This window comes from Streptomyces griseorubiginosus (genome assembly GCF_017614965.1).
GTDB classification, from domain to species: Bacteria; Actinomycetota; Actinomycetes; order Streptomycetales; family Streptomycetaceae; genus Streptomyces; species Streptomyces griseorubiginosus_B.
In genome coordinates, this window is record NZ_WVUG01000256.1 from 1 (window position 1) to 12,982 (window position 12,982).

General features: G+C 70.6%; 14 protein-coding genes. 10 read left to right on the forward strand and 4 right to left on the reverse strand.

What is annotated here, in order from left to right:
• Positions 1 to 169: 169 nt before the first annotated feature.
• On the forward strand, positions 170 to 1,954 hold the full coding sequence (gene gcl, locus GRC12_RS33470; protein ID WP_208783477.1) for a glyoxylate carboligase: 1,785 nt from the start codon (positions 170 to 172) through the stop codon (positions 1,952 to 1,954).
• 208 nt (positions 1,955 to 2,162) lie between these two features.
• Here gcl and GRC12_RS33475 read toward each other — a convergent pair whose 3' ends face one another.
• The 3 genes from GRC12_RS33475 to GRC12_RS33485 form a co-directional block, all read right to left on the reverse strand.
• A complete protein-coding gene (locus GRC12_RS33475; protein ID WP_208783479.1) occupies positions 2,163 to 2,402 on the reverse strand; it encodes a hypothetical protein in 240 nt (79 codons plus the stop codon).
• 361 nt (positions 2,403 to 2,763) lie between these two features.
• On the reverse strand, positions 2,764 to 3,654 hold the full coding sequence (locus GRC12_RS33480) for a 2-hydroxy-3-oxopropionate reductase (RefSeq protein ID WP_208783481.1): 891 nt from the start codon (positions 3,652 to 3,654) through the stop codon (positions 2,764 to 2,766).
• Positions 3,655 to 3,705: 51 nt separating this feature from the next.
• On the reverse strand, positions 3,706 to 4,527 hold the full coding sequence (locus tag GRC12_RS33485) for a TIM barrel protein (protein ID WP_208783483.1): 822 nt from the start codon (positions 4,525 to 4,527) through the stop codon (positions 3,706 to 3,708).
• Positions 4,528 to 4,660: 133 nt separating this feature from the next.
• Between GRC12_RS33485 and polX the strand changes: the two genes are divergently transcribed.
• From polX to GRC12_RS33525, 8 genes are all read left to right on the forward strand, one after another.
• Positions 4,661 to 6,403 (forward strand): DNA polymerase/3'-5' exonuclease PolX, encoded by a 1,743-nt coding sequence (gene polX / locus GRC12_RS33490; RefSeq protein WP_208783485.1) that lies wholly within the window; start codon positions 4,661 to 4,663, stop codon positions 6,401 to 6,403.
• Positions 6,404 to 6,472: 69 nt separating this feature from the next.
• On the forward strand, positions 6,473 to 6,724 hold the full coding sequence (locus tag GRC12_RS33495) for a hypothetical protein (RefSeq protein ID WP_208783487.1): 252 nt from the start codon (positions 6,473 to 6,475) through the stop codon (positions 6,722 to 6,724).
• Positions 6,721 to 7,089 carry a helix-turn-helix domain-containing protein gene (locus GRC12_RS33500; protein WP_208783489.1) on the forward strand — a complete coding sequence of 123 codons (369 nt, stop codon included), beginning with the start codon at positions 6,721 to 6,723 and terminating at the stop codon, positions 7,087 to 7,089. Before GRC12_RS33495 ends, GRC12_RS33500 begins: the two co-directional genes overlap by 4 nt.
• A gap of 127 nt (positions 7,090 to 7,216) precedes the next feature.
• A complete protein-coding gene (gene uraD / locus GRC12_RS33505) occupies positions 7,217 to 7,729 on the forward strand; it encodes a 2-oxo-4-hydroxy-4-carboxy-5-ureidoimidazoline decarboxylase (RefSeq protein WP_208783491.1) in 513 nt (170 codons plus the stop codon).
• A 3-nt stretch (positions 7,730 to 7,732) separates the two neighbouring features.
• Positions 7,733 to 8,128: a hydroxyisourate hydrolase gene (uraH, locus tag GRC12_RS33510; RefSeq protein ID WP_208783493.1), complete on the forward strand. Its 396-nt coding sequence runs from the start codon at positions 7,733 to 7,735 to the stop codon at positions 8,126 to 8,128.
• A gap of 6 nt (positions 8,129 to 8,134) precedes the next feature.
• Positions 8,135 to 9,031 carry a factor-independent urate hydroxylase gene (gene pucL / locus GRC12_RS33515; RefSeq protein WP_208783494.1) on the forward strand — a complete coding sequence of 299 codons (897 nt, stop codon included), beginning with the start codon at positions 8,135 to 8,137 and terminating at the stop codon, positions 9,029 to 9,031.
• A gap of 10 nt (positions 9,032 to 9,041) precedes the next feature.
• Positions 9,042 to 10,421, forward strand: coding sequence for an 8-oxoguanine deaminase (locus tag GRC12_RS33520; protein ID WP_208783495.1), 1,380 nt, complete (start codon positions 9,042 to 9,044; stop codon positions 10,419 to 10,421).
• A 172-nt stretch (positions 10,422 to 10,593) separates the two neighbouring features.
• Positions 10,594 to 11,202, forward strand: a complete 609-nt coding sequence (locus GRC12_RS33525) for a TMEM175 family protein (RefSeq protein WP_208783496.1) — start codon at positions 10,594 to 10,596, stop codon at positions 11,200 to 11,202.
• A gap of 1 nt (position 11,203) precedes the next feature.
• On the opposite strand, the gene GRC12_RS33530 is transcribed toward GRC12_RS33525, so the two are convergent.
• On the reverse strand, positions 11,204 to 12,001 hold the full coding sequence (locus GRC12_RS33530; RefSeq protein WP_208783500.1) for an AraC family transcriptional regulator: 798 nt from the start codon (positions 11,999 to 12,001) through the stop codon (positions 11,204 to 11,206).
• Positions 12,002 to 12,096: 95 nt separating this feature from the next.
• Between GRC12_RS33530 and GRC12_RS33535 the strand changes: the two genes are divergently transcribed.
• Complete coding sequence (locus GRC12_RS33535; RefSeq protein ID WP_208783502.1) at positions 12,097 to 12,954, forward strand: NAD(P)H-binding protein; 858 nt, start codon at positions 12,097 to 12,099, stop codon at positions 12,952 to 12,954.
• The last annotated feature ends 28 nt before the right edge of the window (positions 12,955 to 12,982 follow it).

The following is a 12,982-nucleotide window of genomic DNA, read 5'->3' on the forward strand; positions in this document are numbered from 1 at the left end:
CCCGGGTCCCGGTGCCGCCCCTTCTGCCTGCCCCGGCCCTGTCTTGACGGCCCTCCCGCACCCACCTACATTGCTTCCAGATGGTAGAAGTTATTTTCCGCTATACGGAAGAAGCTCACCGCAGGGTGCGACGGGAGTGCGAATCCGACAGCCGAGGCAGGAGTACTCGATGGCACGTATGACCGCTGCCCGCGCGGCAGTTGAGATCCTCAAGCGCGAGGGCGTCAGCGACGCGTTCGGTGTGCCGGGCGCGGCGATCAACCCCTTCTACGCGGCTCTCAAGGCCTCCGGCGGCATCACCCACACCCTCGCCCGCCATGTCGAGGGCGCCTCCCACATGGCCGAGGGCTACACGAGGACCCGCCCGGGCAACATCGGTGTCTGCGTCGGCACGTCCGGTCCGGCCGGCACCGACATGATCACCGGGCTCTACTCGGCCATCGGTGACTCCGTGCCGATCCTGTGCGTCACGGGCCAGGCGCCGACCGCCGTGATCCACAAGGAGGACTTCCAGGCCGTCGACATCGCCTCGATCGCGCGGCCGGTCACGAAGATGGCGGTCACCGTGCTGGAGGCCGCGCAGGTCCCGGGCGTCTTCCAGCAGGCCTTCCACCTCATGCGCTCGGGCCGCCCCGGGCCGGTCCTGATCGACCTGCCGATCGACGTGCAGCTCACGGAGATCGAGTTCGACCCGGAGACGTACGAGCCGCTCCCGGTCTACAAGCCGGCCGCCACCCGCGCCCAGATCGAGAAGGCGATCGGCCTGCTCAACGCCTCCGAGCGCCCGCTGATCGTCGCGGGCGGCGGGGTGATCAACGCGGACGCCTGCGAACTGCTCGTCGAGTTCGCCGAGTTGACCGGTACCCCGGTCGTGCCGACGCTGATGGGCTGGGGCGTGCTGCCCGACGACCACGAGCTGAACGCGGGCATGGTCGGCCTGCAGACCTCGCACCGCTACGGCAACGCGACCTTCCTTCAGGCCGACTTCGTCCTCGGCATCGGCAACCGCTGGGCCAACCGCCACACCGGCAGGCTCGACGTCTACACGGCCGGCCGCACCTTCGTGCACGTCGACATCGAGCCGACGCAGATCGGCAGGATCTTCGCGCCCGACTACGGCATCGCCTCCGACGCCAAGGCCGCGCTGGAGAAGTTCGTCGAGGTGGCACGGGAGTTGAGGGCGGCGGGCATGCTGCCGGACCGGAGCGCCTGGGCCGCCGCGGCCCAGGAGAGGAAGGCGACCCTCCAGCGCCGTACGCACTTCGACGACATCCCGATCAAGCCGCAGCGCGTCTACGAGGAGATGAACAAGGCCTTCGGCCCGGACACCCGGTACGTCTCCACGATCGGCCTCTCCCAGATCGCCGGCGCCCAGATGCTGCACGTCTACCGGCCCCGCCACTGGATCAACTGCGGCCAGGCGGGCCCCCTGGGCTGGACGATCCCTGCGGCGCTCGGCGTGGCCAAGGCCGACCCCGAGGCGCCCGTCGTGGCCCTCTCCGGCGACTACGACTTCCAGTTCATGATCGAGGAGCTGGCGGTCGGGGCGCAGCACCGGATCCCGTACGTCCATGTCCTGGTGAACAACTCCTATCTGGGCCTGATCCGGCAGGCGCAGCGGGCGTTCGACATCGACTTCCAGGTGAAGCTGGAGTTCGAGAACGTCAACTCGCCCGAACTGGGCGTCTACGGCGTCGACCACGTCAAGGTCGCCGAGGGCCTGGGCTGCAAGGCGATACGGGTGACCGACCCGGCGGAGCTGGGCGCGGCCTTCGAGCAGGCCAAGAAGCTCGCCCGGGAGTACCAGGTCCCGGTGGTGGTCGAGGCGATCCTGGAGCGGGTCACCAACATCTCGATGTCCACCACCAACGACATAGGAAACGTGGTCGAGTTCGAGGAGATCGCGACCGAGCCGGGCCACGCGCCGACCTCGATCAGGACGCTGAAGGTCTGAGGCGTATCCGGAGACACCGAAAGGGCGGCTCATCCCACCGGGGTGAGCCGCCCTTCGCGGTGTCCGGGGCCCGCCGCCCCCGTGTCGGCGGGTCCCAGGCTTCGTGAATATGCCCTTCGGGACGGGCGGTTGAAGCCTGTTGACCCGTGTTCAGAGCTGGATTTGAGGTTTGCGTAGACGTCCTACGTCCCCGGGTGTAGGTGCGCGGTCACGTCAGTTCGTGGTGCTCGGACAGCCCCGGCCAGTCCTCGGGACCGCCGCCCTGCCACTCGATGAGCTCGCTTCCCTCGACGTCCGTGACGTAGAGGTCGGCCAGCCGCAGGATCTCGGACACGTCGTCCACGTGCGTGGCGACGCCGAGCGTCCTGTCGCCCTCCGTGACCCGCCGTGAGCCGTCCAGGGCCGGCGCGTGGACCACGACATGCGGATGCTCCGTCGGATGTGCCATGTCTCAAGGCTCCTGCGGAAGCGAGGGCTGCGCACCCGGAACGGCGAGAGGCGCCGGATGCGGATCGGTTCCGCATCCGGCGCCTCTCGGACGGCCGGGACCGCGGTGGGCGCGACGGGACCGGGGGCTCCTTCCCTCAGGTCGTGGAAGGAGGTTCCGGTCCCTTCACCACCGCACTGGCTCGCACACCGCCCGCGGTCCTCGCCGCGCCCGCGCCGCCGGCCGGTCACCCCTCATCCGGGCCGTCCGACGGTCGCGGGCCGTCCGTGATTCTCCTGATGTGCGTGGGTTTCCGGTCCGCGGCGGCGCCTGGGCGCGACAGGACTGATGTCGGCGCCGCCGCGGACCGGAAGTCGGGGGGTCAGACCTGGGCGCCGGAGAGGCGCTCCACGCCCCGCAGCAGGGCCGAGTGGTCCAGGCCGCCGTCGCCCTGGGCCCGCAGGCTCGCGACGAGCTGTGCGACCACGGCACCGACCGGGAGCGCGGCGCCGACCGCGCGGGCCGCGTCCGTGACGATGCCCATGTCCTTGTGGTGCAGGTCGATCCGGAAGCCCGGCCTGAAGTCGCGGCCGAGGAAGTTGTCCTTCTTCCGCGCCAGCACGGTCGACCCGGCGAGGCCGCCGCCGAGGACGTCCAGCGCGGCCCCCAGGTCCACGCCGGACCTCTCCAGGAAGACCACGGCCTCGGCGCACGCCTGGATGTTGACGGCGACGATCAGCTGGTTGGCGGCCTTCACCGTCTGGCCCGAGCCGTGCGGACCGCACAGCACGATGGTCTTCCCCAGCGCCTCGAAGACCGGCTTCGCCTCGTCGAAGTCCGCCTGTTCGCCGCCGACCATGATGGACAGCACGGCCTCCACGGCGCCGGCCTCACCGCCGGAGACGGGGGCGTCCAGCACGCGGACGCCCTTGTCCCGGGCGGCCCTCGCGAGGTCGACGGAGGTCTGCGGGGTGATCGAGGACATGTCGATCAGCAGGGCGCCGGGGCGGGCGTTGTCCAGGATGCCGGCGGGACCGTACGAGACGGCCTCGACCTGCGGTGACGCGGGCACCATCGTGATGATCACGTCGGCCCCGCGGACGGCCTCGGCGACGGAGTGCGCCGCGGTGCCGCCGGCCGCGGTCAGGCGGTCCAGCTTGTCCTGCTCCAGCGTGAAGCCGGTGACGTCGTAACCCGCCTTGATCAGGTTCTCGGACATCGGGGAGCCCATGATGCCGAGGCCTATCCAGGCGATCTTGGGGAGGTTGCTCATGCGGGTGCCTCTCAATGCAGGGGGTCAGCGGCAGGGGGCGGCGACAGAGGGTCAGCGGGGCAGCCAGTCGAAGGCCTCGGCGCTCGGACGGTCGCCCGGCTTGTACTCGAGGCCCACCCAGCCGTCGTAGCCGGCCTTCCTCAGCCGGCCGAGGAGGTCCTCCAGCGGCAGCGAACCCGTTCCGGGCGCGCCGCGGCCGGGGTTGTCGGCGATCTGGACGTGGCCGGTCCGCGCGGCGAACTCCTCGATCACCGCCGGCAGGTCCTCGCCGTTCATGGACAGGTGGTAGAGGTCCATCAGGAAGCGCGCGTTGTCCAGGCCCGTCGCCCGGTTCACCTTGTCGACGATCCCGACCGCGGCCGGGGCCGACACCAGCGGATACCGCGGCGACTCGGGCTTGTTGAGCGCCTCGATCAGCAGGATCGCGCCGATCCGGTCGGCCGCCCGGGCCGCGAGGGCCAGGTTCTCGAGCGCCAGCGCGTCCTGCTCGGCGGGGTCGACGCCGTCGACGCGGTTGCCGTAGAGGGCGTTGAGCGCCGTGGCGCCGAGTGAGTGGGCGAAGTCGGCGGCCACGTCGATGTTGGCACGGAACCGCTCCGACTCCTCGCCCGGGACGGACAGGGCGCCGCGGTCGGGGCCGGGCAGCCGGCCGGCGTAGAAGTTCAGACCGGTGAGCCGGACGCCGGCGTCCTCGATCGCCTTCCGCAGGGCGTCCAGCTCGGACCGCTCGGGCGTGGGGGTCTCGACCCAGGGCCACCACAGCTCCACGGCGGTGAAGCCGGCCGCTGCGGCGGCCGCGGGGCGCTCAAGCAGCGGGAGTTCCGTGAAGAGGATCGACAGGTTGACGTTGAAGCGCTGGTCTGCGAATCCCATGCGGGTCGGCGCCCCTTCCGTGTCGCGATGGTTCTGTCTTCCGCACGGCTCTTAATTCCGTATTACGGAAGTTGCTTTCTGCTTAATGGAAGACTGCATGCGCTGGTGTGAGGCTGTCAAGTACTCTGAGGTGGTGGCCCGGTCCAACGACGAGGTCGCCGCGCTGCTCCAGGAGTACGCCGACCTCATCTCGATCACCGGCGGAGACGCGTTCAGGGCACGCGTCTACGAGAAGGCGGCGCGCGCGGTCGGCGGCCACCACGCCGACGTCTCCGCCCTCGACCTCAAGGGCCTGCAGGAGATCGCGAACGTCGGGAAGTCCATCGCCCAGAAGGTCCTGGAGTACTTCGACACCGGCAGCGTCTCGGCGGTGGAGGAGCTGAGGGCGAAGATCCCCGCCGGGGTACGGCGGCTGACGGCCATCCCCACGCTCGGCCCCAAGAAGGCCCTCACGGTCTACGAGGAACTCGGCATCTCCTCGGTCGAGGAACTCGCCGAGGCCATCCAGCAGGAGCGGCTGCGCGACCTCAAGGGCTTCGGACCGAAGACCGAGGAGAACATCCTGCACGGCATCGAGCTGCTCCAGTCCTCCGGCGGCCGCGTCCAGCTCGACGTCGCCATGGGCCTGGCGGAGGACGTCGTCGGCGCGCTCACCGAGGTGCCCGGCTGCGAACGGTGCGCCTACGCCGGCTCGCTGCGGCGGGTGCGCGAGACCATCGGCGACATCGACATCCTTGCCGCCTCCACGAAGCCGGCGCCGCTCATGCGGGCGTTCACCCGGCTGCCGTACGTCACCGAGGTGATCGGTACGGGCGAGAAGAAGACGTCCGTGCGCACCACCAAGGGCCTGAACGTCGATCTGCGCGTGGTCCCGCCCGACTCCTGGGGAGCGGCGCTGCAGTACTTCACCGGCTCCAAGGCGCACAACATCCGCACCCGTGAGCGGGCCGTCCACCACAAGCTGAAGCTCTCCGAGTACGGCCTCTTCGACGTCGAGACCGGCGAGAAGATCGTCTCCGAGACCGAGGAGGAGGTGTACGCCCGCCTCGGACTGCCCTGGATCCCGCCGACCCTGCGCGAGGACCGCGGCGAGATCGAGGCCGGGCTGCGCGACGAACTGCCCGACCTGGTCGCCGAGTCCGACCTCCGGGGCGACCTGCACACCCACACCGACCTCACCGACGGACTCGCCCCGCTGGAGGAGATGGCCGAGGCGGCCGCCGCGCGCGGCTACGCCTACTACGCGATCACCGACCACGCGCCCGACATGGCCATGCAGCGCATGACCGACGAGCGGATGCTGGCCCAGCGGGCCCGGGTGCGCGAACTCGACGGCACCTACCCGACCCGGGGCCGGCGGGGCGGACTGCGTCTGCTGCACGGCACCGAGCTGAACATCGGCCCCGACGGCGAGGTGGACTGGCCGGACGACTTCCTCGCCGGGTTCGACCTGTGCGTGGCGTCCGTGCACTCGCACTTCAACCAGACCCGCGACGCCCTGACCCGCCGTCTCGTCCGGGCCTGCGAGAACCCGTACGTGAACATCATCGGCCACCCCACCACCCGGATCCTCGGCAAGCGCCCCGGCATCGACGCCGACCTCGACGCGGTCTTCGCCGCCTGCGCCCGCACCGGCACCGCCCTGGAGATCAACGCCCACCCGGACCGTCTCGACCTGCGCGACGAGGACATCCTGCGGGCCCGCCGCCACGGGGTGAGGTTCGCCGTGAACAGCGACGCCCACGCCGTCCCCCACCTCGGCAACATGCGCTACGGCATCGGCACGGCCCAGCGCGGCTGGCTCACCCCGGCCGACGTGATCAACACCTGGCCCGAACGCCGCCTGCGAACGTTCCTGCGCAAGGGGCGAAGCTGACGGCGAGCGGGCCGCCTCCGGGGGTGGGAGGGGTGCCCGGAGGCACGTACCGGGCGTTAGGTTGAGCGCGTGCGATTGAGAGTGGAGTTCACGACCGAGCCCTTCGATCTCGACGAGGCGCCCGCGCACGCGCTGGTCGCCCGCGAGGTCATCGAGGGAGCCGAACTGGACGCGGTCGACGTCGGCCCCTTCGGCAACACGGCGGAGGGCGGTGCCGACACCGTCCTGACGGCCCTGGACGCTCTGCTGCGCAAGACCCTGGAGGCCGGCGCCACCCGGATCACGCTGCAGGTCAACGTCATCGGGGAGGGCGGCGCGTGACCGGCACCGGGGACGAGCCGTTCATCACGGCCGTGAAACCGCTGGTCGACGCCATGGGCGGGGAGATGCTCCCGCCGGACGAGGCCGGCCCCGACGACGTCGTACTCGCCTGGGAGGGCGCCGACGTCGTCGCCGTACGCCTGCCGCAGCTCGCGGACTCCCTCGATCACATCCTGGCCGCCATGGAGCGCAAGCAGGGCAAACCCCTGGCCGAGCTGGACCGCAAGGCCAAGCAGGAGGTCGTACGGATGCTCGAGGCGCGCGGCGCCTTCTCCGTACGGCACGGCGTGGAGACCGTCGCCGGCGCGCTCGGCGTCAGCCGGTTCACGGTCTACAACTACCTCAACCGCGAGAAGGAGACCTGAGCGGGCCGGGTGCGCCGGGTTTCGTCACCCAGAATTTTCAACAAAGTGTTGACGTGGTGTCGCGTGGGGGCGTTAGCTAACGGCACCCGCTGAAGCACGACGGCCGTTCGCGGCCACGGAGGCTCCCGTGACGTCGACATCCACGCCCCCGGGCCTGGCCCGGTTCAACGCCCTGGAGGAGCGGGCGGCCCACGCCGCGCTCCACGAGGCGTGCGCCTCCACGGCATGGGTACGGCGCCTGCTCGCCACCCGCCCCTACGCCACCCCCGAGGACCTCTACGCGGCCAGCGACGCCGCCATGGCCGAGCTGAGCACGGCGGACCTTCAGGAGGCGATGGCCGGGCACCCGCCGATCGGCCGCCCCAAGGAGGGCGATCCGACCTCGGCCCGGGAGCAGCGCGGCATGGCCGGCGCCTCCGAGCGGCTCAAGGCGGAGATGCTCGAACTGAACCTGGCCTACCAGGACCGGTTCGGCCATGTCTTCCTCATCTGCGCCACCGGCCGAAGCGCCGAGGAGATGCGCGACGCGCTCAAGGAGCGGATCGGCAACGCGCCGGAACAGGAACGCGAGATCGTCCGCACCGAGCTGGGGAAGATCAACCGCATCCGCCTCGCCCGGCTCGTCGAAGGGGAAGCCTGAACCATGAGCACCAGCACCACCGCCTCCGTGTCCACGCACATCCTGGACACCAGCGTCGGCCGCCCCGCCCGGGGTGTCGCCGTCCACCTCTCCGTCCGTAGTGGCCGGGGCGCGGACTGGCAGGCACTCGGCGGTTCGGCGACCGCCGCCGACGGCCGGTGCAAGGACCTTCCGGACCTGCCGGAGGGGACGACCCACGTACGGCTCGACTTCGCCGTCGAACCGTATTTCGAGAACAAGCAAGCCGATGCGCAGCAGGACGCCCCCGCGAATCGGGACAGCGGTACCGGCGTGTTCTTCCCGGAGGTGGCGATCACGTTCGCCGTCGCGCCGGGCGAGCACTACCACGTACCGCTGCTGCTCAACCCGTTCGGCTACTCCGTATACCGAGGGAGCTAGCTACAGATGCCCACCATTCTGGGACAGAACCAGTACGGCAAGGCCGAGAACCGAGTCGTCAAGATCACGCGGGACGGCGCCACCCACCACATCAAGGACCTCAACGTCTCGGTGTCGCTCTCCGGCGACATGGACGAGGTCCACTACTCCGGCTCCAACGCCAACGTCCTGCCGACCGACACCACCAAGAACACGGTGTACGCGTTCGCCAAGGAGCACGGCATCGAGTCCGCCGAGCAGTTCGGCATCCACCTCGCCCGGCACTTCGTCACCTCGCAGGAGCCGATCCACCGGGCCCGCATCCGCATCGAGGAGTACGCCTGGGAGCGGATCGAGGTACCGGGGGAGGCCAAGCACTCCTTCGTGCGCAAGGGCCAGGAGACCCGGCTCGCGCAGGTCACCTACGACGGCTCGTCGTTGGAGGTCGTCTCCGGCCTCAAGGACCTCACCCTCCTGAACTCCACCGACTCCGAGTTCTGGGGCTACGTCAAGGACAAGTACACCACCCTGCCGGAGGCGTACGACCGCATCCTCGCCACCGAGGTCTCCGGTCGCTGGCGCTTCAACTGGACCGACGACGCCCGGCCGGCGCCCGACTGGGACGAGTCCTACGAGCAGGCCAGGAAGCACATGCTGCGGGCCTTCGCCGAGACGTACTCCCTCTCGCTGCAGCAGACCCTGTACGCCATGGGCACGCGGATCATCGACCACCGCGACGAGATCGACGAGGTGCGTTTCTCGCTCCCGAACAAGCACCACTTCCTGGTGGACCTGGAGCCGTTCGGGCTCAAGAACGACAACGAGGTCTACTTCGCCGCCGACCGCCCCTACGGCCTGATAGAGGCCACCGTCCTGCGCGACGGCCGCGAGGCGAAGATCCCGGCGGACCTCACCAACCTCTGAAGGACGAACCATGGCAGCAGACCAGCGCACCGTCATCGAGAACTGTTCGATCGCGACGGTCGACGCCGACGACACCGAGTACGCCTCCGGCCACCTCGTGATCGTCGGCAACCGCATCGAGTCGCTCGGGCCGGGCCGGGCGCCCGAGGGCCTGGAGAACGTCGTACGCCGTATCGACGCCTCGGGTCATCTGGTGACGCCCGGACTGGTCAACACCCACCATCACTTCTACCAGTGGATCACCCGGGGCCTGGCCACCGACCACAACCTCTTCAACTGGCTGGTCGCCCTCTACCCGACCTGGGCGCGCATCGACGAGCCGATGGTGTACGCGGCCGCCCAGGGATCCCTGGCGATGATGGCCCGCGGCGGTGTCACCACCGCCATGGACCACCACTACGTCTACCCGCACGGCTCCGGCGACCTCTCCGGCGCCATCGTCCGCGCGGCCCGCGAGACGGGCGTCCGTTTCACCCTCGCCCGTGGCTCCATGGACCGCAGCGAGAAGGACGGCGGCCTGCCCCCGGACTTCGCGGTCGAGACGCTCGAGGGCGCCCTCGCCGCGACCGAGCAGACCGTCAAGGAGCACCACGACTCCTCCTTCGACGCCATGACCCAGGTGGCCGTGGCACCGTGTTCCCCCTTCTCCGTCTCCACCGAACTCCTGCGGGAGGGCGCCGAGTTGGCGCGCAGGCTCGGCGTGCGGCTGCACACCCACGGCTCGGAGACGGTCGAGGAGGAGAAGTTCTGCCACGAGTTGTTCGGCATGGGCCCGACCGACTACTTCGAGTCCACCGGCTGGCTCGGTGAGGACGTGTGGATGGCGCACTGCGTCCACATGAACGACTCCGACATCGCCGCCTTCGCCCGGACGGGGACCGGCGTCGCCCACTGCCCCTCGTCGAACGCCCGTCTCGCCGCCGGGATCGCCCGCGTCCCCGACATGCTCGCGGCCGGCGTCCCGGTCGGCCTCGGCGTCGACGGCACCGCCTCCAACGAGTCCGGCGAACTGCACACCGAACTGCGCAACGCCCTGCTCGTCAACCGTCTCGGCGCACACCGGGAGGCTGCGCTGAACGCCCGCCAGGCACTGCGCCTTGGCACCTACGGCGGTGCCCAGGTGCTGGGCCGCGCACGGGAGATCGGCTCACTGGAGCCGGGCAAGCTGGCCGACCTGGTGCTGTGGAGGCTGGACACCCTCGCCCACGCCTCCATCGCCGATCCGGTCACCGCACTGGTCCTCGGCGCGGCGGCCCCGGTCACCGCGTCCTTCGTGAACGGCCGTCAGATCGTCGCAGAGGGGCGTCTGTTGCACGTCGACGAGGACGCGATCGCCCGCTCCACCCGGGCCGAGGCGCAGCGGCTGGCGCGGATCTCCGCGCAGGGCTGACCAGTTCGAGGTCTCCATACGCGCTACGCGTTCGCGATCTCCGGTCGAGGGGGACGGCCCTCGACCGGTGGCCGTGGACCCCGCCCGGGTCCATGGCGGCCGTCTCCGGGGCGCGCATGGACGTGCGTGCCCCGGAACGGTTTCCCTGCCCCGATGGTGCACGCTGTCTCCCATGAATGAGTCCGGCCGTGTCGAGGCCTTCAGCGACGGTGTGTTCGCCATCGCCATCACCCTGCTCGTCCTGGAGATCAAGGTCCCCGAGGTCGGCGAACACGGCGGTCTGTGGCAGGCGTTGGGCGCGCAGTGGCCCTCGTACGCCGCCTATGTGGTGAGCTTCCTGGTCATCGGCATCATGTGGATCAACCACCATCAGCTCTTCAGCTACGTCGCCCATGTCGACCGCACGCTGATGTTCCTGAACCTGCTGGTGCTGATGGTGGTGGCCGCGGTGCCCTGGCCGACGGCGGTCCTCGCGGAGTATCTGCGCGAGGACGCGGCCTCGCACGTCGCCGCGGCCGTCTACAGCCTGGTCATGGTGGTGATGGCGCTGACCTTCCAGGCCCTGTGGTGGCATCTCACCCGCACCGGGCACCTCTTCGACTCCCGCGTCGACGTCCCGGCGGCCCGGGCGACCCGAGCCCGCTTCGCCCTCGGCACGCTCGCCTACCCCCTCACGGTGGGCCTGTCCTTCGTCTCGGCCCCCCTGACCCTGGCCGCCCACGGCCTGATCGCCCTGTACTACGCCTTCAACCAGGTCCCGGTCCCGACCCGGGAGGCTTGATTCACGTCCGGCGGATCGCCTGGCAGGGGGTGGCCCGGGGGAGGTGGCCGGTGAAGTACGAGCGGGGCGGGACGCCCATGAGGGTGCGGAAGTCGGACGTCATGTGGGACTGGTCGTAGTAGCCGGTGACGGCGGCGAGTTCGGCCCAGGACAGCTCGGCGGCGTGGGCCAGCACGGCACGGACGCGGTTGATGCGGGCGTAGTGCTTGGGTGAGAGCCCGACACCCTCGGCGAACAGGTTCCTCAACTGCCGCTCGCTGACGGCGAGTTCGCGTGCGACCTCCCGCACGGGACCGGGTACGTGCCCCGTGCGGACCGACATCGCGTCGACCCCCGCCCGTACCAGCCGGGTCCGGGAGCCGTCCGCCGCCCCGGCCAGCCCCTCGGGAAGCACGGCCGCGAGCCGGTCCACCGCCTCCCCGGGCTCCAGCCACCGCAGCTCGCGCGCCAGTCGGCGCGCCGTCTCACCCGGCAGCACGTCCAGGGACAGGGCCCGGCCGACCAGGTCGACCGCCGGAACACCCAGGAGAGGACGGGCGGTTGCCGGAGCGAGCCTCACCTCCATGCAGGCGGTGAGCGGTTTGCCCCGGTGGTAGGTGGCCCGGACGCGCGGTCCGACGACCAGCGCGCTGTGCCGGCCGCTCTCCTCCAGCCGGAGCACCACCTTGGTGTCGGCGTCCGGGAGATGCACGAACGGCTCCTCGGTGAGCGAGCCGACGGCCAGCGAGTCGATGCGCGCGATCCAGGGACGCAGCACGTCGGGCAGCGGCAGGGCGTGCCGGGACACGGGGTTCGTCACCCCTCCACGGTAAGCGCGGCGGACGGGCGCCAGGGCCCGTGGACCGTGCCGGAATTTCCTAGAGCGCGGGCCGCTCCCGGCCCACCGTTGAGGTCATGATTCTTGTGACGGGTGCCACCGGCACCATCGGCCGTGAGGTCGTACGACAACTCGTGGCGGGCGGCGAGAAGGTGCGCGCCCTCACCCGGGACCCCCAGGGGGCGCGATTGCCCTCGGGCGTGGAGGCGGTGCGGGGCCATCATCGCGACCGCGCCTCGGTGGAGGCGGCGATGACGGGTGCCGACGCCGCCTTCCTGGTCGGCGTGTTCGGCCCGGACGACGCCGGACACGACCGCGGCCTCGTGGAGTCGGCGCGGGCGGCGGGGGTGCGCCGGATCGTGAAGCTCTCCGGGATCGGCACCGGCGACCCCGACGTCGGCCCGGTCGGCACCTGGCACGTGGCCGGTGAGCAGGCGGTACAGGACAGCGGGGCGGAGTGGACGATCCTGCGCCCCTCGGCGTTCGCCTCGAACACGCTGGGCTGGGCGGACGCCGTCCGCGCGGGCACGCCGTTGCCGAACACGAGCGGCACGGGTGGTCAGGGCGTGGTCGATCCGCGCGACGTCTCCGCGGTCGCCGTGGCGGCGCTGGTGGAGGAGGGGCACGCGGGGCGGACGTACACCCTGACCGGCCCCGAGGTACTCAGCGTGCCGGACCAGGCCGCCGTACTCGCGGAGTTGCTGGGCCACCCCGTCGAGGTCCGCGACCTGTCCACCACCGAGGCCCGTGCGTATCTCCTGGGGCTGGGCTTCACCGACACCTTCATCGACGCCTCCGAGATCAGCAGGGAGTTCGTCCGGAACGGTGGCAACGAGGTCGTCACCGACGATGTACGGCAGGTGCTGGGCCGACCTGCGCGCACCTATCGGGAGTGGGCGGAGGACCACAAATCGGCGTTCTCACAGCGAGGTTGAGGCCGGTGAGCGGTGAGCGGTGGGCGGG